General features: G+C 43.3%; 13 protein-coding genes. 6 read left to right on the top strand and 7 right to left on the bottom strand.

Going from position 1 to position 20,099, the window contains the following annotated elements:
* Positions 1-33 precede the first annotated feature (33 nt).
* Entirely contained in the window at positions 34-1,281 is a 1,248-nt protein-coding gene (locus ACVBIO_RS10830) for a GGDEF domain-containing response regulator (RefSeq protein ID WP_447161732.1), read from the bottom strand.
* Between the two features lie 198 nt (positions 1,282-1,479).
* Complete coding sequence (locus tag ACVBIO_RS10825; protein ID WP_447172575.1) at positions 1,480-2,757, bottom strand: RDD family protein; 1,278 nt, start codon at positions 2,755-2,757, stop codon at positions 1,480-1,482.
* A gap of 228 nt (positions 2,758-2,985) precedes the next feature.
* Here ACVBIO_RS10825 and cysK point away from each other — a divergent pair, with 228 nt between their 5' ends.
* Entirely contained in the window at positions 2,986-3,954 is a 969-nt protein-coding gene (gene cysK, locus ACVBIO_RS10820) for a cysteine synthase A (protein WP_447161707.1), read from the top strand.
* Between the two features lie 30 nt (positions 3,955-3,984).
* Here cysK and ACVBIO_RS10815 read toward each other — a convergent pair whose 3' ends face one another.
* The gene (locus ACVBIO_RS10815; protein ID WP_447161708.1) at positions 3,985-4,677 is read right to left on the bottom strand and encodes a TetR/AcrR family transcriptional regulator; all 693 of its coding nucleotides are present in this window, start codon (positions 4,675-4,677) and stop codon (positions 3,985-3,987) included.
* 171 nt (positions 4,678-4,848) lie between these two features.
* Here ACVBIO_RS10815 and ACVBIO_RS10810 point away from each other — a divergent pair, with 171 nt between their 5' ends.
* The 3 genes from ACVBIO_RS10810 (at position 4,849) to ACVBIO_RS10800 (ending at position 10,297) form a co-directional block, all read left to right on the top strand.
* The gene (locus ACVBIO_RS10810) at positions 4,849-5,922 is read left to right on the top strand and encodes a methyltransferase (RefSeq protein ID WP_447172574.1); all 1,074 of its coding nucleotides are present in this window, start codon (positions 4,849-4,851) and stop codon (positions 5,920-5,922) included.
* Between the two features lie 157 nt (positions 5,923-6,079).
* Positions 6,080-7,066, top strand: a complete 987-nt coding sequence (locus ACVBIO_RS10805; RefSeq protein WP_447161710.1) for a TDT family transporter — start codon at positions 6,080-6,082, stop codon at positions 7,064-7,066.
* 507 nt (positions 7,067-7,573) lie between these two features.
* Positions 7,574-10,297: a TonB-dependent receptor domain-containing protein gene (locus tag ACVBIO_RS10800; RefSeq protein WP_447169604.1), complete on the top strand. Its 2,724-nt coding sequence runs from the start codon at positions 7,574-7,576 to the stop codon at positions 10,295-10,297.
* A gap of 104 nt (positions 10,298-10,401) precedes the next feature.
* Here ACVBIO_RS10800 and yfcC read toward each other — a convergent pair whose 3' ends face one another.
* The 3 genes from yfcC to focA form a co-directional block, all read right to left on the bottom strand.
* The gene (gene yfcC / locus ACVBIO_RS10795) at positions 10,402-11,982 is read right to left on the bottom strand and encodes a putative basic amino acid antiporter YfcC (protein WP_447161712.1); all 1,581 of its coding nucleotides are present in this window, start codon (positions 11,980-11,982) and stop codon (positions 10,402-10,404) included.
* 135 nt (positions 11,983-12,117) lie between these two features.
* Positions 12,118-13,563 carry a sodium/pantothenate symporter gene (panF, locus tag ACVBIO_RS10790; protein WP_447164435.1) on the bottom strand — a complete coding sequence of 482 codons (1,446 nt, stop codon included), beginning with the start codon at positions 13,561-13,563 and terminating at the stop codon, positions 12,118-12,120.
* Positions 13,564-14,016: 453 nt separating this feature from the next.
* Entirely contained in the window at positions 14,017-14,964 is a 948-nt protein-coding gene (gene focA / locus ACVBIO_RS10785) for a formate transporter FocA (RefSeq protein WP_447161714.1), read from the bottom strand.
* Positions 14,965-16,372: 1,408 nt separating this feature from the next.
* Here focA and pflB point away from each other — a divergent pair.
* On the top strand, positions 16,373-18,655 hold the full coding sequence (gene pflB, locus ACVBIO_RS10780) for a formate C-acetyltransferase (RefSeq protein ID WP_447161715.1): 2,283 nt from the start codon (positions 16,373-16,375) through the stop codon (positions 18,653-18,655).
* Positions 18,656-18,719: 64 nt separating this feature from the next.
* Positions 18,720-19,460: a pyruvate formate lyase 1-activating protein gene (gene pflA, locus ACVBIO_RS10775; protein ID WP_447172573.1), complete on the top strand. Its 741-nt coding sequence runs from the start codon at positions 18,720-18,722 to the stop codon at positions 19,458-19,460.
* A 24-nt stretch (positions 19,461-19,484) separates the two neighbouring features.
* On the opposite strand, the gene yfbV is transcribed toward pflA, so the two are convergent.
* Positions 19,485-19,928 carry a terminus macrodomain insulation protein YfbV gene (yfbV, locus tag ACVBIO_RS10770; RefSeq protein ID WP_447161717.1) on the bottom strand — a complete coding sequence of 148 codons (444 nt, stop codon included), beginning with the start codon at positions 19,926-19,928 and terminating at the stop codon, positions 19,485-19,487.
* Positions 19,929-20,099 lie beyond the last annotated feature (171 nt).

Raw genomic sequence — 20,099 nt, 5'->3', positions numbered from 1 at the left:
CTGCTTTTTCATGGTTGCAATCAAGCTTAAAAGCTAGCTTTGCGCGATACAAACTAGGTTACGTCCAGCACTTTTAGCTTCATACAAACTCGTATCAGCGCGGTTTAGCAACTCATCTACGGTTTCGTTGGCGGTAAACTCTGTTACACCGGTACTGACCGTAATATTTAACGTCCCTTTTGAGGTTTCTATCGGTGTGACCTCAAGTTGCATACGGAATCTGTCGAGCAAGGCATACGCTTTCTCTACATTAAGGCCTTTAAATCCCACCACAAACTCTTCACCACCAATTCGTGCAACCGTAAAATGCTGTGAAAATGACTGCTTCAATCGTGCAGAAAACTCGATTAACACCTCATCACCAACATCATGACCATAGGTATCGTTCACCTTTTTAAAAAAGTCGATATCCAGTAATGCCAACGCTAAAGAACCTTGTTTTTGAGCAATCAAAGTTAACTTTTCTTGATAAAAATTAAAGAAATAGCGACGATTAAACACGTTGGTAAGGTAATCGAGATTCGCCTGTTCCCACAGTTTTGTGACCATGTCTAACGAGTCCAGTGTTGTTAACACCCGGCAATGAAACTCTTCATGCACAAACGGCTTTTGCAGGAAGTCATTCGCACCATTTTTAATAAAGCGTGCTGATAAGCTTTCATCACTGTCGCTAGATAGGCCGATAATGGCGAGTTCTTCGCGGCTCAGTCGCTCCCGCACCTTAATAATCAACCCAAAACCATCCAGCCTTGGCATATTATAATCAGTGATGAGTAAAGTAATGTCGGGGTTATCATTAAGGGTTTCTAGTGCTGCAATTCCGTCGTCAGCTTCAATAACCTGAAATAGATGCTGCTCCAACAGGCTACGAATAAACTTACGGCTAACAACCGAGTCATCGGCAACCAGCACTTTGACACTTTGATTACGGCTTAAACGTTTCACCAGCTTTGCGGTATATTCATAGCTAAAGCGGTTTTCCTTAAATACATAATCCACAATGCCGAGCTGCAATAGTCGAGCGCGCTGCTCGGCGTCCCAGCTACCGGTTAATACAATGCAAGGGATCTGTTTTGCCAACACAAACTTCACTATCTCACCTTCTTGTGCATCAGGAAGGTTTAAGTCTGTGATCGCCACAAAGTACTCATTTTGTGCCAACAGCTCTTTAGCGCTGGCCATATCCGGGGCGACATCGACCTCACAACATAACTCTTGAGTCAGTAAGTGCCGCATTACCCGAGAAACCACTTGGCTATCTTCAACCACTAATATCCGCAAACTTGCTCTCCTTCTTCCCATACTCCTTGTTATGTGCAGTTAACGAGATTCTTAACCGACTCTACATTAATCAATATTTTTGACTGATGTGTTAACTGTACATAATAAAATGGGAGATTTACGCTGTCGCATAATGCATCTACGCGCTTCTTATGGCGGCAAGCTTAACGAATGTTGGTAAAAAACGGTATCCTTATGTCAAATGTTTGCACCATTTTCGATATCAGAGTTAACAAACTTGTTATCAATAGATGCATGTTCCCGTGCCACTTCATGCTTTGTTTTACGCACATCGATAACCACAGTTGCCGAGATTTTATCTTGAATCGCTTGTCTATTAGCATCCCAGTAAATTTGGAAAAAACCCAATAAACCCGTGGTAAAGCCAGCTGCGTAGCCACCATAACGACCAAATGCATCCCAGAGTGAAATTTTAGTGCCATCGAGCTGAATAACACGAATACCAAATAGTTTTTTACCTAAAGTTTGACCATCAAACCAGGCAGTGAACACTGTAAAATAAAAAGCTGCCCAACCAAAGCCTAGACCCAGATCGTTTAACAGGCCTTTTATCCATGCCAGTGGACTGGTTGTCGAGTCCTCATCTTCAATGACTGTTGACTCAGGAAAACCAGCTCCAATCTCAAGATCTAAGTCTTTGGCTGCTTTAATAATGGTATCTTTATTTATGGCGGGATTGGTACTCATCGCAGTATTTGAATTGATGTTTAAATCATTAACGCCTACATCATCAACACCTAAGCCATTAGCATCTGAGTGATTAACGTCTAGCTTATTGACGGCAGCGTCATGTAAGTCTGAGTCATTAAGATCTGAATCATTAACGTGCGGCGCAACTTGTTCAAGCCCCTGCTGTCGATAAAGCGGTTGCTTCTCAATACTCGAAAGCGGTAACCCTGCGACTAAGTCATTGATGATTTCTGTCTGCTTTGCGGCTGGTAAACTTGATTGAGATAATGCCTGCTCCACTTCGGCCAGCTTCGATTGTGCACAGGCTAAATCCTCACATTGACTCGCCACAAAAACGGCCGGGATGTAGCCTATCATTTCAGTCAAAGTTGCTAAGTCTGCGTCACTATTTTCTGGCTGCAGTTGGTGACGATTGCTGGTTAGGTCACTGCCTTGTTCAGATAAGTCAGGCGTGACATCGCCATAGTAGCCCGCTAGCGCCGAGACCAACGCAAGCAACATCAGTAGGTATAAGCCCCACTTAAACACTCTGCCCACGGTTTTACTCTGTTTTTGGATAATTAACGTACCCAGTACCAGTACAACAAAAATCCAGCCTGCGCTTTCGGCTAATACAGCTACCAACAGTCCATCGACCATCATAGCTAAGCCTCGCTTAACCGGACTTGCTAATGGCAAGTAAAGAATATTGGGCGCCACATCAAAGGCAAATGGTGTTACCCAGGTTTTAGGATCATCCTGCTTAGTTATTTTCTGCTGGTTCATCAAAACCCTCATCACCTTTTACAATAGGCATATAAACCGTTAATTTTATTGAATGTAATCGACTTGACTTACACAACATTAACATAATATTTTTTGTTTAAACCTGACGTTTATGTATAACAGCAAACGCTTTAATAACTAAAAAGCATAATGAAGAACAAACTATCACTTCTATTGCTGTGAAAGCCTATTATGATTTAGCTGAGCATATAAAGGAGCAAGCAATCCATGAGCAAAATTTTTGAAGATAATTCACAAACAATTGGTAACACCCCTCTTGTCCGTCTAAATCGTGTGAGCAATGGTAGAGTGCTTGCTAAAGTAGAAGCGCGTAACCCAAGTTTCAGTGTTAAGTGCCGTATCGGTGCCAATATGATTTGGGATGCAGAGAAAAAAGGTCTGCTGACTCAAGAGCAAGAGCTTATTGAGCCAACGTCAGGCAATACTGGTATCGCTCTAGCATATGTTGCTGCCGCTCGCGGATACAAATTGACTTTAACTATGCCAAACACCATGAGTTTAGAGCGTAGAAAATTACTTAAAGCACTTGGCGCTAACCTTGTTTTGACTGAAGGCGCTAAGGGCATGAAGGGCGCTATTGATAAAGCGGAAGAGATCCGTCAATCAGATCCTGAAAAGTATGTCCTATTACAGCAGTTTAATAACCCTGCTAACCCAGAAATTCACGAAAAAACGACTGGACCAGAAATTTGGAATGACACCGACGGTGAAGTCGATGTTGTTGTTGCGGGTGTAGGTACGGGCGGTACAATTACCGGCGTGAGCCGCTATATTAAAAACACTCAAGGTAAGGCGATTACATCGGTTGCTGTTGAGCCTGTTGACTCACCCGTTATCGCACAAACTTTAGCTGGCCAAACGGTACAACCTGGACCTCACAAGATCCAAGGTATTGGCGCTGGCTTCATCCCTGGAAACTTAGATCTAACCCTTATTGATCGCGTTGAAGCGGTAACCAATGAAGAGTCTATTGAAATGGCTCAACGTTTGATGAAAGAGGAAGGGATCTTAGTGGGTATTTCTTCGGGCGCAGCTGTAGTAGCCGCTAACCGTATCGCTGCATTACCTGAATTTGAAGGCAAGAATATCGTAGTTATTCTACCTTCAGCAGCAGAGCGTTACTTATCATCAGCCCTGTTCCAAGGCCAGTTTAGCGACGCTGAAAACGTGCAGTAAACTGTAGCCAATTGCCAAGAAACCCAAGCATTAGCTTGGGTTTTTTATTGCTTTGACTGTAATCGCTTTAACTATGTGGTTCACACTCGAGCGAATAATTTCCAACATCTCTTTTTCGTCGATACTGCCGCGAATAAGATATTGATATTCTAGCAACTTAATAATCGCTAATATTTGATATGCATCCGCATGAGCGGTACAAGAACCCATAGTGCTAAAAAATGTCTTAATGCTGGTCTGAAACGTCTCATCTAATAAGCTGATGGCCAAAGCAAGCTGCGGATTACGCAATGCTTCTTCATGGAATGCAAGCTCAAGTATTCTATCGTCTCGATGTGATAACTGCTCTTTTATATGCTCGCCAATGAATTGGCTTAAATGATCAATAATAAATGCTTTGACCTGTTGCTCATCAGCCCTTTGCTGCTCCAATATGACACTTTCTACCAACGCGTAACTATTTTGTTCTAATGCCTTATTCATCCACAAGGTTTTTTCAGCAAAATAGGTTAACGAATCACTGATCAGATCTTTAATGTCATCGAAATAATAGGTGGTTGAAGAGAGCGGTACATTAGCCTCACTGGCCACTGCGCGATGACGAACACCACGGATCCCCTCTTTGACGATTAACCGTAAGGTGGCTTCTAAAATTTCTATACGCCGAGCTTGGCCATCACTGCGGCTTGATTGTCGACCGACATAGGTCAGAGGTACGAGCATATCAACTTCCTTCAGACTAAAAATACGCAGGGTTCACCATTAATCTCGCTTCATACCTTGTGAGGCACACAGGTAAGCGTCTGAAGTCAGATCAACTTCAAACAATAAACAAACTGTAACATGTAAAATTTGGCTCCACTAATACTCTAGAAGCTTAACTTGGTTTAACTTATGTCTTTTTATCGCTCCCCCCTTTCTATTAGTGCTTTTGATGCAAAGTTTGAAGCACAAAAAATTGCTTTTGCACCAATTAGCTTTCAAGTAGCACGCTGTCTTCTAAAATTTAACCTTTTACAATTCATCTCCGAAAGCGGCGAGAAAGGCTGCTGCGTAAATAGCTTGGCACAGCAATCTGAGTTATCAGCGTATGCAGTGGGAGTATTGGTCGATATGGGACTCAGTATGGGTCTGCTCTATTTAAATGAAGACGCTTATGTATTAGATAAAATTGGCCATTTTTTGCTGCATGATGATATGGCAAAAACCAACTTAAACTTTACCCATGATGTGTGCTATCAAGGTTTATTTGAACTAGAAGCGTCGTTAAAAGAAGGTAAGCCTAAAGGATTAAGCTCCCTTGGCGACTGGCCAACGATTTACCCAGGTTTGAGTCAACTTCCCGATGAGATAAAAAAAAGCTGGTTTGAGTTTGATCACTACTACTCAGATCATGCGTTTGAATCGCTGCTTCCTTTAATTTTTCAAGCTAAACCCAAACATATTGTCGATGTGGGCGGTAATACTGGCAAATGGGCATTGGCCTGCACAGGCTATGACAGCCAGGTCCAGATCACCATTATGGATCTGCCCGGTCAATTACAGGTCGCAATGGAAAACGCAGTGAATGCCGGAGTATCTGACCGAGTTAATGCCTATGTCACCGATCTGCTCGATGAAAATAAACCCTTTTGTGAAAAGGGTGATCTTTATTGGATGAGCCAATTCTTAGATTGTTTCTCCGAAGCTGAAATCCTGAGTATTTTAAAACGTGCTGCATCGGTCATGCAGCCAGGCAGTGAACTTTGTATCTTAGAAACCTTCTGGGATCGTCAGCCCTTTGAGGCCGGTGCTTATTGCGTCAACGCAACCTCTTTATACTTTACCGCCATCGCCAACGGCAACAGCCGCATGTATCACAGTAAAACCTTACTTAAGCTAATCAGCCAAGCAGGGCTCTTTGTTGATGAAGATATTGACAACATTGGTCTAGGCCACACCTTACTCCGTTGTAAGCTCAAGCCTTAATCACCTAATAAAACCATCAGTCAAAATCAAGAACCAAGAACCAAGAACCGGGCCAACTTAATCAATAAAATTGAAGTTAAGATTAATTTAGTTTCAATTTTAATTACCAAGTAACGGTTCTAAAATAAGCTTATAAGATTGATTCCAGGATAATACTATGGCCACATCACACACAAAATTAAGACACCGAGTATCACGTTTACCTAGCCCTATGGCAGGCCTTGCACTGGCTATTGGTAGCTTAGGTTGGGCATGGGAAAGTATGATGCCGAGTTTTGGTGGTCAGGCTCAATTAGCTGGCGCTTCAATCGCGAGTGTTATGTTATTGATGTTAGTCGCCAAATTCGTGCTTCACCCCAAAGTGCTGATGCAAGAATTAACTCATCCTGTCGTGGGTAGTGTCATCCCTACTTTTGCGATGGGACTCATGGTGGTTTCAGCTGCCATCGGGCACTTTAATCACAGTATTGCTGTAGTAATATGGTTATTAGCGATTGGCATTCATATGGTATTTTTAACCTTATTCGTCTATTACCGTGCCATCGATTTTAAACTCGACCATATGGTACCAAGTTGGTTTGTGCCACCTATCGGTATTATTGTTGCCGCAGTCTCTTTTCCTCATGGTGCTGAAATGCAGTATCAATGGTTAGCAGATGCAATTCTTACCTTTGGCATGCTGAGCTATCTAGTGATGCTGCCTATCATGCTCTATCGTTTGATCTTCTGTGAACCCATTGCTGAAGCCGCTAAACCTACCATCGCAATTTTAGCTGCACCCGCTAGCCTTTCTTTGGCTGGTTACTTAACAATTTCAGCTCAACCTTCATTGATTATAGTGGGTGTATTACTCACGCTTGCATTGCTAATGACCAGCGTAATTTATTTGGCTTTCTTTCACTTACTCCGATTGCCTTTCTCACCAGGTTACGCCGCATTCACCTTTCCTATGGTTATTGGTGCTACAGCTTTATTTAAAACCGTTAACTGGGTCGTTGCAACATACGGTAGCAGTGCGCTCTCTTTTGACTTACTCATCGCTGCAAAATTTGAGCTTATCGTTGCAACGCTCGTTGTTACCTATGTTGCGATAAAATACTTAATCCATTATAAGGCAAGCATTCTTGGTCGAGTTACAGCTTAAAAAATGATGTTAATTACGCCACTTAGGTGTTCCTCATTTAGCCTTTAAAACCGGTAAACTAAATGTAACATTTACCATCAACACCTACTCCCCGAAACCCTAAGTGTGACCACCATCACACTTAGGGTTTTTTATACAGGACACTACACTAACGCGTATACAGCTTAGCACTCAGCAAAAACACACCAACATCAGCAACAGCAAGTGCCACAAGTAAAAACAGAACGATCACACCAAGCAAACCTTCGCAACAAAATAGACAACAGCAACACCAACTTAATTACACGAAAAACACCGAAGTCACAACACAGTTACGAGCATGTTACTCACTCGTAAATTAACGTAAAGACTTGCGCACACAACACCTGTAAATGGCATGTTGCCCCAGTTATTTAGTTGTGCTTACATCCACTCTCGGGACCTCTTTTTAAATACATTTGCAACATCTTAAGAAGCAGAACCTAAACAAAACATATAACTATTATAAGTTCCAAGGGAGTAAACAATATGAAGCGTAACTCAAGATTGGCCAAAGCGATCCGCTTTGCGTTAGCAACAGGTGCAGCGGCTGCTGCACTAAGCTCGCCAGTAGTACTTGCAGCAACTGATGATGAAAATGTAGAACGCATCCAGGTGACGGGTTCTCGTATTCAGCGTAGCGATATGGAAACAGCAACACCTGTTACAGTGTTAAGTGCTGATGAAATGGCTAATCAGGGCTTCACTAGCATTCAAGATGCCTTAGAAAGCTTAACCTCATCTACAGGTGCTATGACGACGCAATCAGTTCATGGCTTCACACCTGCCGCTTCTTCTATTAGCCTTCGCGGCGCAGGTGCAAACCGTACATTGACACTGATCAATGGCAAAAGATTAAACCAATATCCAAAGCCCGCTGGCGGTACTGATAATTTCGTTGATACAGCAAACCTGCCGATGGAAGCAGTTCAACGCATTGAGATCTTGCAGTCAGGCGGTTCAGCTATTTATGGTGCAGATGCCGTTGGTGGTGTCATCAATATCATCTTGAAAAAAGATTTCGAAGGTGTTGCGGTTAAATACCGTCACGGCGATACAACAAATGGTGGCGGAGGCAACGATCGCGTTGCACTATCGATAGGTGCTTCTTCTGACAAAGGTAACGTTTCAAGCTTTATCGAATTTACAGACAATGAGTCACTAAAAGCAACAGATAGAGAAAACTTCGGTTTACATACTGACAAAGTCCCTCACAGTGACTTTTCAAGCTACAGTTCATACGGTGCCAGAATCGCAGGTGTAGCTGTAGATGGTGTGACACCAACGGGTCAACGCGTACTGACCCCTGCCGAATGTGAAGCTGGTGGTTTCCTATGGACTGGTAGCACTTGTGGATTCGACCGTTCTCAATGGCGTGACTTACAACCAGAAAGCACACGCTTTATCAGCTCAACCATCTTTAACTATGAACTTGCTGAAGATGTGACTTTTGTGGGTCGTTTAGATTTTGCAGAAGCTAAATCTGTTACTAATATCGAACCTTCTGCAATCGATGACTACGATATTGCTGTTGATGGCGATCAATTAACGGTTAGCTATGGCCAAGTTGGCGCAGATAACTACCTCAGCAAGGTCTTTGATGATAAGTCAACCGCACTAAACGGTGACTTTGCCAATGCTGAAGATGGTGATTACTACTATGCTCGTCGCTTACATGAATTAGGTAACCGCACAACTGAAACCAAGACCCGCAACTATTTCTTCACCGCTGGTCTTGAAGGCATGATTGCTGATGAATATAGCTGGGATGCATCAGTTAACTATGGCCGCACCAGTGTTGATGTATTTGGCAACGGTAACGCGACTGTAGCTGGTATGTTTAACTACATAACTGCCGGTGAGAATGGTAACTCTCTACTAGAAAACATGTCTGCAGAAGATGCAGAAAGAGCATCTTACAGCTCTTTTGAGCGCGCTCAATCAACACAGAAGAACATTCAAGCAAATATCACAGGCGCACTATTTGATATGGACGCTGGCGAGGTGATGTTCGCATACGGTGCTGAATACACGATACAAGACTACTCAACAGACTCAGACTCTGAATCTAAAAACGGTAACATCTTAGGTAAAGGCGGTTCGTCAGGTGCTGGTGAGCGTAAAAACTGGGCAACCTATGCAGAATTGAGTATTCCAGTGCTGGATGACTTAACCATTGATGCGGCGCTTCGTTATGACCACTATGACAATTTTGGTGGTAACCTTTCACCACAAATCGCAGTTGAGTATCGTCCATTAAGAGAGCTACTTGTTCGTGGTTCTTGGAGCTCAGTTTTCCGCGCTCCAGATATGCACCGCGTATATGGCGATCCTACAAACGGCTTTAACACCGTTATTGACTTTAAGCAGTGCCAAGCGATGGGCGGAACACCAGGTACAAGTTACCCAGATGAAAACCTCAATGCTATCTGTAATGAACTTCACATCGATACCACAACTGGTGCTAACCAAGACTTAGAAGCTGAAACAGGTTACACAGCAAACATTGGCGCGGTATGGGGCGGAGATTCATTTAACGCATCGTTCGATCTTTGGGAGTGGAAGCTTGACGACATGGTAAGTGACATCAGTGCTTCACAAGCTGCTCGTGAATATGAGCTGTATGAAGACATGATCACCCGTGACGATAATGGCACCATTACTCATATCAATGCAACAGCCCAAAACTTGGCGTACCAAGAAGTACGTGGTTTTGATTTAACTGCTGGCTATAACTGGGATCTAAATAATTTTGGTGAACTAAAGCTTAACTTTAGCGGTACCTATATCTTGAATTCAGAGTATCAGCTAACTCAGAGCGACCCTATTGAAGATGATATCGAAAACGGTGGTTTGCCACAGTACCGTGCCAACTTAGTACTTGGTTATTTCATTGAAGACTTTGAGGCGACACTTGGCGCTTACCACACTGCGCGCATGCACGGTTCACAATATAAGTCTTTCAAAGAAGCTGCAGAAGCCGCAGGCGATGTATTTATTGAAGAGGACCATGAAGTTGCCTCGCAAACTAAGTGGAACCTAACGACAGGTTACACCATCTCTGATTCAATAAAAGTTAAAGCGGGTGTTGTTAACTTGTTTGATGCAGGCCCTAACTTTGACCCAACTGCAACATCATGGCCGCACTACCCACGCAGCATATACAATGCACGTGGTCGTGAGTGGTTTGTTGAAGGTGAAGTGAAGTTCTAAGCAAGCACTTACTTAAGAGCTAACTATCGCTTTACTCACACTAAAAACGGCATCCTAAGATGCCGTTTTTTATCAGTTCATTTTACGTTTCAATCTATTCTCGCTTAACTAAATCCCATATAGTGCGCAGCGATAACAATCACGCTCGATACAGTAAATAACGCCAACATAAAGCGCCAAATAAACTTAAGCCACTGCCCCCAATCCACTCGACATACACCCAGAGTTGCCATCAAGGTTGCAGACGTTGGCACTAGAACGTTAGTAAAGCCATCACCTAGCTGAAAAGCCAATACGGCAACTTGACGTGTGACACCTACAAGGTCAGCCAGCGGTGCCATGAGCGGCATGGTGAGTGCAGCCTGACCTGAACCAGAGGTCACAAAGAAATTAAACACCGATTGAAACACAAACATAAACCAAGCTGACATCACACTTGGCAGCTGACCGATAAACTCACCTGCGGCGCTTAAAATGGTATTCAATACACTTGGTGTTTTAGCATCACCACCACCTAGTAACAACAAAATACCAGATGCACAACCCACTAACACAGCAGGTTCAAGCATGGTGGCAGCGCCCTGCTTAAAGCTCACTGCAACGGTGTTAATATTCATGTTATTTAGCTTAAACAGCACACCGATTAAACCGACGATAATACCCATGGTAAAAAACTGACTGGCTATTTCGGGGATAAACCAAGCCTTTGCTATCACCCCCCAGATGATCCACGCAACGGTCACAACGATAGTCGATAACACTAAGATATCACCAAGATTAAAGCGGCTCTCTAAATTGGCCTGCTTTTGGTTTTCTCTAAAATAACTATCACTTTGATAACTGAAAGAGTGCTCAGGTTTGGCTTTTACTTTTGCACCATAACGCATGGTGAAGATTACGCCCATCAAGGTAAAACCTGTCCACATAATAAAGCGCATGCCCGAGCCCGATAATACAGGTACGCCAGCAATGCCTTGTGCAATAGCAACGCTAAACGGGTTCATCCAAGATGCGGCAAAGCCAATTTGAGTTGCCACATAGGTGACCATTACAGTGGTGATGCCGTCATAGCCTAAACGGATCATTAACGGGCAGATAATAATGGCAAAGGCTATCGCCTCCTCCCCCATACCAAATACCGCACCGCCAAGTGAAAACAGGATAAATATAACCGGAATAAACAAGCCTTCTTTGCCACGTGTGGCATCTATTAGCTTCAAAATCCCGTTATCTATGGTACCTGTTGCCATCACAATGCCAAAAGCGCCGCCAATCACGAGCATAAACATGATCACGCCAATGGCGCTGCCCCACTTAGACCCTGAAACGAGACCTTCGAAGGCAAAATTAAAAAAGCCAACGCCTCCATGGCCTTCAAATAACGCAACAGGCTGTAGAATAGGCTCGCCCAGTTCATCAACTTCATACGTAAAAGAATTGGGATCAATAACGCTTCGACTCTTCTCTACCCCATCAACAACATAGCTGACATCTTGAGTCTGAAACGAGCCAATTGGAACAAAGTAGGTCAAAATCGCAGCCGCGATTGCAACAAAAAAGATAATGACTAAGGTATCAGGCATTTGCCATGATTTACGCAGTTGAGAGGCTTGCTCAGATGATTGAGCAACACCATGACTAACCGTTTGATTAGTTGTGTCATTTGAAGTACTAACAGGGTCCATTATGCCACCATTTTATTATTATATGGCGGCAAATATAAACCAATGGCCAACCCTTTTCCAGCAATGGGTTAACCTTAGACAGCTTACTGCTTACCCTAGTCTTACAATATGCTTACAACAGGCTTGCAATACAGCTTAATAATCATTCTGCAGTGAACGTTTTGCTCGTGATAACTGTATGACATGACTAATCACTAACATCAATAGCGAGAATAGCAGCGCGGGGACAATAGGATGAATATTGAATGTCAGTGGTGCTTGCCACTGCAGCGCGAGATAACTTGCCATACCACTGCACATCGCCACTAAAGCGCTTTGCCCATTCACACTAGGCCAAAATAACCCGGCTATAATCGGCCATAAAAATACCGCTTGCAGTGCACCAAAAGCCGCAAGATTAATCCAAACAATCATATCCGGCGGTTTTATTGCCCAAAAGCAGGCTAAGGCAGTGATCAGTACCATCACTACTTGAGTCAAACGAACTTGAGCTGTTGAACTCATCTTCGGTCGGGTTTTCACCACGCCGTCACGCACAATGCTTACCGCTGATTGGAGCAACATTGAATCAACCGATGACATGACCGCAGCAATCGGCGCCGCTAATAAAATACCCGCCCAAAATGGGCTCATTAACTCTGCAATTAAGGTGGGCATAATCTGATCGGGAACCGAGAGATTTGGAAATAATGCACGCCCTAAAAACCCACAAAGATGCGGCAGTAATGTCATCAAGAAACAGATTAATGTTCCCCAAATCATACCGCGCTTTAATGATTGGTTATCTTTAACTGCGAGTAACCTGACAATCGTGTGTGGCAAGCCCATTGTACCAAAACAGATCAATACCCAAAATGAGAGCATCATTGGCCAACCAAGATAGTCACCCATGCCGTGAGGGCTAAGTAACTGAGGTGCTTTTGCCGTTTCCTCGCTAAGCTGCGCACTGAGCTCTGGCTGCGTAAGGATCACCAGTAGTAATATCATCAGTCCCACTAACATCACCATACCCTGCAGTGCATCGGTAAGCACCACAGCTCTAAAGCCACCAGTAATTGTGTAAGCCATTACCGTGATGACAAATACCGCTAGGCCTAACTCGTAGCTAATGCCTGTCACACCAGAAAGTAACCGCGCACCACCTATAAATTGCACCGAAATCATGGCAATAAAGCCGACGACTAAGCTCAACATGGCAATAATGCTTAATCCTGTGCTTTTATAGCGAATATCTAGCCATTCAATAATGGTGCTGTATTGCTTTTTTTGCGCAAGAAATTTAGGCCCTAAAACCCCCAGAGTAAGAATAACCACAGGTACTTGAATAAGTGCTAACCAAACCCAGCCCAAACCAAACTTATACGCCGCCCCTGGCCCCCCAATAAAAGAGCCTGCGCTGGTATAAGTTGCAACTAAGGTGAGTGCCAGTAACGGCCCCCCCAAAAACGGACCGCCTATGAAGAAGCGCTTGGCTTTATCTTCATGCAGTGCCTGCGATTGTTTAGATTGACGTGCGCTCCATACACGGGTGACAACCAGGCTCAAAGCGAGATAAATAAGCACGGGAAGCAAACTAGTCATCTTGTTTGTCAGCCATATTGGTCAGGAAAAAGCTAAGACTTACTATCAATAAAATTGGTGCTGCAATACAGGAAAACCAAAACCATAGGGGTAAACCGAACCAACTTCCCAGTTCTCTCAGCCATAAAGGGCCAAAGCACCAGAGAAAAAAGTAACTAAAGGTCAGCACGAGTGAGGTTTTTGTAAGCAAGCGCATATAATTGCAGGCAGTCACGCAATGGAAGAGTTAGGCGCGGGATTTTAATCAATATTAATGAGTGATACCAGCAGCCGCTGACAAACAGCGTTAGAAACATGATGGGAAAACAAACTAACCATTAAATTATTGCGTAATGTCACAATTAATCGCTGCGACTTCAGTATTAAGCATGCCATAAACTATTTGATGGGTAAAAAAAAGCAGCTCATAAAAATGAACTGCTTGTTTTCGAATGCGGCTATTAGCCTACTCGCTTAATTGTCAGCGTTCGTCTTTGGCGCAATCTGCTGTGGATTGTCTTGAGCAGAATAACGATTAGCGCCATTCTCTATCATCCAATAGCCTAAACCTATAAACACACCACCACCAACAATGTTACCTAAGGTGACAGGGATAAGGTTATTTAGAACAAAATTCATTACGGTCAAATCAGCAAACTGCTCACGGCTGATATTCAACGCTTCAAACCAAGCAGGATCGGCCAACTGTTGAATTGCAATCCCTAACGGAACCATAAACATATTGGCAATGCTATGCTCGAAACCACTGCTTACGAACATAGCAACGGGTAACATAATGAGTACAACTTTTGTCAGTACATCTTTAGTAGCGAATGTCATCCACACCCCAAGACACACCATAATATTACACAAAATGCCCAATACAAAAGCTTGGGTCCAGGTGTGGTGTAATTTGTGCTGTGCAATGTTCAGTGCACTCAAGCCCCAACGACCACCATCAAGCTGATACATACCAGCCAGAGTGATCAGTAACACCATGAGCATAGCGCCAACAAAGTTACCAGCATAAACTCTAGCCCAACACTTCAGCAATGCGATATGACCCACACGTTTTTGAGCCCACGCCACGCTACTTAGCACGGTACTGGTAAACAGTTCTCCCCCGCAAACCACAACAAGGATTAAACCTAAACTGAAAGCGAGTCCGCCAACGAAACGCGTTAGACCCCAAGAACCGTCGCTACCTGTAGTAACAGTAATGTAAAAAACAAACGCTAAAGCAATAAATGCACCTGCAAATATCGCTAGGCCAAAAGATTGCCATTTAGATTTGGTTACTTTATCTGCACCGTAGAGGGCAGCTTGTTGAGTAAGACTCACCTTAGCCGCAGGGTTAGCATTAGACGTTTGAAGTGAACCTTCTACCTGAACACTTTGACTTTGCTGATTATTAACTGTCATTGTGTCCACCTAAAGCCACTAACTTTGTCAAAACTGCATACAAATCGCATAAACTTTCTCCACAACACCCGTAATCATCAATCACGTACTATAAAATAAGCCTAGAAATAACTTGTGTAAAATCAATGACAATCAGTTAATAGATAAACCCGAAAGGTAAATTGGTCTGACCAATTGCATTTTAAGTTTGGTAAGATAACATAGCTGCAAACTAAAGGCATTAAAAACGCCTTACTAATATAGGGAAATATAATCATAGTTTAATCTAGATCTAACTCTGTCTATTTTATTGTACTGGCTCTCAAAGTTAACAAACTAAAAAGCAGTGTTCAGCGCTCAGTGAACAGTACTAACCTCTATCTACCACGCAGCCAAACCGTTCCAGTTACACAACAATCTAATGACTTATCTTGCTCACTTATCTGCATAGGGTAACGTAAAATAACGAGGCCGTAAGCACAACGCTTGATCTCCATTTTTTGTAATAGCTTAGCTCCTATATTTTGGTTCCATAGCCAAAATAGAATGCAACAGCCAGAGTTAGATTTAGATTGATTTACACTAACCCAATAAACCACTCGTGCTAGCAGAGCTAATTTTTAGCCGATACAGAAGACTGATAATGTAGCAACAATAGCAAGATATTAATCTACTCAGCCCTTACCATAGAGGTCAAAAACACCAGATGACCTCACTTTGACACCGCAAAGCGAAACCATTAACGCCTTCAAAAACCTTGTGGTTAAGCCTTAGAAACAAATGTTTATTATATGCAATCCATGCAATCTTTCGTGCGCGCACCACTATTAAGCTTAGAAATACACTCAACGCTTTGCCGCTTCAGATAATGACTATCACATTGTTAACAGCCTTAACTTGGCGTTTATTTCATCTATAATTCATACCGCCGTCACATAATAAGGCATCTATATGGCCTTTAATCTAATGAGATTTATCGCCGTTCGATTTTTTAATGGCTAGTGTTAGGTGACTTTACACTAGACGAAAAATCACTTGCGAAAATCAGACCAGTTTTAAACTCAAGCAAATAAGATCGGGCGTTAAAACCTCGTTCGCGCAAAAAGTGCTACCTTGGTAACAGTTTTTGCATTTCTCAAGCAATTGGAAGCTGATTTAAGTGCAGCGCATCCTAGGTTATGCTAATATATTCATGGTTAATTGGTCTTACCAATTCCACATCTTCAGTCAGAATATATACTGGGGAACGAAAGATGGTTAACCAATACAGATTACAATGAAGTGAATTCACTTCGAAAACGCGCCAAGTTAAATTAGGCTTCCAGCCTTTTGGGGCGTTTAAGACTTAGCTATTGGTGTATCGCACGCCTCGTTTTTGAGCCTTATCGATACCCAATAACCTTTATCTAAAACAGAAGGTAATAGTACGATGACCGATAAAACTGAACAGTTTGCAACCGCGTGGGAAGGTTTCACCGCTGGCGATTGGAAAACTGAAGTCAATGTGCGTGACTTTATTCAAGCTAACTACACTCCTTATGAAGGCGATGAGTCTTTCCTAGCTGGTGCTACTGAAGCAACAACCGAACTTTGGGACAAAGTTATGGTTGGCATTAAGGAAGAGAACCGCACTCACGCACCTGTTGATTTTGATACTTCACGTGTATCAACAATCACTTCTCACGAAGCCGGTTACATTACTAAAGATCTAGAAACTATCGTTGGTCTGCAAACTGAAGCGCCACTAAAGCGTGCTATGTTGCCTAACGGTGGTATTCGTATGGTTGAAAGTTCTTGTGCTGCATACGGCCGCGAACTAGATGCTGACGTTAAGTACGTATACTCAGAACTACGTAAGACACACAACCAAGGTGTGTTTGACATCTACACTCCAGAAATCATGCGTTGTCGTAAGTCTGGCGTATTGACTGGTTTACCAGATGCATATGGCCGTGGCCGTATCATTGGTGATTACCGTCGTATCGCACTATACGGTATTGATTTCCTAATGGCAGACAAGTTTGCTCAATTCGGATCTCTACAGTCTGATTTCGAAACTGGCGTAGACTTGTCTTACACTATGCAACTTCGTGAAGAAATTGCAGAACAGCACAAAGCACTAGGTCAAATGAAGAAGATGGCAGCAAGCTACGGCTTCGACATCTCTCTACCTGCGACTAACGCTAAAGAAGCTATCCAGTGGACTTACTTCGGCTACCTAGCTGCAGTTAAGAGCCAGAACGGCGCGGCTATGTCTTTAGGTCGTACTTCTAGCTTCCTAGATGTGTTCATCGAACGCGATCTTAAGAATGGCACATTGACTGAGCAAGAAGCTCAAGAAATGGTTGACCATTTCGTAATGAAGCTACGTATGGTTCGTTTCCTACGTACTCCAGAATACGATGAGTTATTCTCTGGCGACCCAATCTGGGCAACAGAGTCTATCGCGGGTATGGGTCTTGACGGTCGTACACTTGTTACTAAGTCAAGCTTCCGTTTCTTGCACACTCTATACAACATGGGTCCTAGCCCAGAGCCAAACATCACGGTTCTATGGTCTGAGCAGTTACCACTAAACTTCAAGAAGTACGCGGCTAAAGTATCTATCGATACTAGCTCTATCCAGTACGAAAACGATGACCTAATGCGTCCAGATTTCGAATCTGACGATTACGCTATCGCTTGTTGTGTTAGCCCAATGGTTGTTGGTAAGCACATGCAGTTCTTCGGCGCGCGTGCCAACCTTGCCAAGACGATGCTTTACGCTATTAACGGTGGTGTTGACGAAAAACTTAACGCTCAAATCGGTCCTAAGTCTGCTCCAATCACAGACGAAGTACTGAACTATGATGACGTTATGGGTCGTTTAGACACTATGATGGACTGGCTTGCTACACAGTATGTGTCTGCACTTAACGCTATCCACTTCATGCACGACAAGTACTCTTATGAAGCTGCTCTAATGGCGCTTCATGACCGTGACGTACGTCGTACTATGGCGTGTGGTATCGCAGGTCTTTCTATCACTGCTGACTCACTTGCTGCGATTAAGTACGCAACTGTTAAGCCAATCCGTGATGAAAATGGCATTGCTGTTGATTTCGACATCGAAGGCGACTATCCAAAGTTCGGTAACAACGACCCACGTGTTGATGATATCGCAACTGAATTGGTTGAGCGCTTCATGGCGAAGATCCGTAACATGAAGATGTACCGTAACGCGATCCCAACACAGTCTATCTTAACTATTACCTCTAACGTGGTTTATGGTAAGAAGACAGGTAACACACCTGACGGTCGTCGTTCTGGCGCACCATTCGCTCCAGGTGCTAACCCAATGCACGGTCGTGATGAGAAAGGCGCAATTGCTTCTTTAACATCAGTTGCTAAACTACCATTTGCTCACGCACAAGACGGTATTTCTTACACGTTCTCTATCGTTCCTAACGCGTTAGGTAAAGATGATGATGCACGTAAGACTAACCTTGCAGCGCTTATGGATGGTTACTTCGCACATAACGATAGCCGTGAAGGTGGTCAACACTTAAACGTTAACGTAATGAACCGCGAAATGCTTGAAGATGCCGTGGTTAACCCAGACAAGTACCCACAGCTGACAATTCGTGTTTCTGGTTATGCAGTACGCTTTAACTCACTAACACCAGAGCAACAGCAAGACGTTATTACCCGTACCTTTACTAAAGGTCTGTAAGTTAATTTAAGTGTCGATTCGGCTGATGTTGTGCAAAGCACACGTCAGCCTAACAGGAGTATCAATGGCAGTTATCGGTCGGATTCATTCTATCGAATCTTTTGGAACAGTAGATGGCCCAGGCATTCGGTTTATCACCTTTATGCAAGGCTGCTTAATGCGCTGCCTATACTGCCATAACCGCGACACTTGGGACTTACACGGTGGTAAAGAAATGAAAGTCGATGACTTAATGAGTCAAATCATTAGTTATCGACCTTTTCTTGAAGCCAGTGGCGGTGGTGTGACCGCAAGCGGCGGAGAAGCGATTTTACAAGCTGATTTTGTTGCTGAACTTTTCAAAGCCTGTAAAAAAGAAGGTATTCATACCTGTCTTGATACTAATGGCTTCGTTCGTAAACACACCCCCATTATCGATGAACTTCTCGATAATACAGATTTAGTGATGCTAGATATTAAGCAGATTGATGATGCACAGCATATCGCTCTGACCAATGTCAGCAACCAGCGCACGCTGCAGTTTGCAGAATATTTGCATAAGCGTGGGCAAACAACATGGATTCGCTATGTGGTTGTTGGTGGCTATACCGACGATATCCCATCAGCTCAAGCGTTAGCTGAATTTATTAAGCCTATGACTAACGTGGAAAAGGTCGAGTTACTCCCTTACCACGAGCTAGGCAAACATAAATGGGAAGCCATGGGAGAGAAATATGAACTTAATACTATTTCTCCGCCAAACACCGAAACCATGGAACAGATTAAGAAAGTCTTTACCGATATGGGAATAAACGCAGTTTATTAACCGCGTTTAATCCTCAGCGCTAAACTAAAGTTCTTCCCAATAACTGGCATCTAAGCGTTCAAAAGCCGCTTTTAGTATTAACGCCATATCGAAGTAACAGGCTTTAGCGCCAAGTGGTCGACAATTAACGCCCATTTGCAATAATTTAGTCGATAGCTGGTTACCCCAGTCAAGCAGAGATAAGGGTAAAGGGTGGCGAGAACGCCAGCCTAACCAGAGTAAGCCTTGAATAGGCAAGCTGATAAAGAATAATGCGATGGTTATGGCCTGGGGCAGATAGCCCCAGCCATGAAGATACAGCTGACTCGCTGCCGCCAAAATAGCCAACACAGGCATTAAAGGCAATGCAAGTTTAGTCGCTTGCATAACGCGATACTCAGGAAAGTAAAAACTGAGTTGTCGAACCATAGGCCAGGTTTTCATATAACGACGACCTTCGCCCAATGTTTTGAGAACTTGAATGCTCAACGATGGCACCTATAAATAAAATTAACAGCCTAACTTTAGCATAAACACTCGGCCTGCCCCAAGGGCTAGCGCAGAGTAAGACACAATTTTGCTCTTTTAAAGAGCATACTTTACGACTTCGGCTATAGTTGCCATATGAAGTTTTGTTATTAGGTGAGTCAAACGGCTTCA

The sequence above is a fragment of the Shewanella sp. 0m-8 genome, from assembly GCF_052977265.1.
The sequence above is the reverse complement of the archived record's forward strand: the minus strand, read 5'-3'. Positions and strand labels throughout refer to the sequence as shown.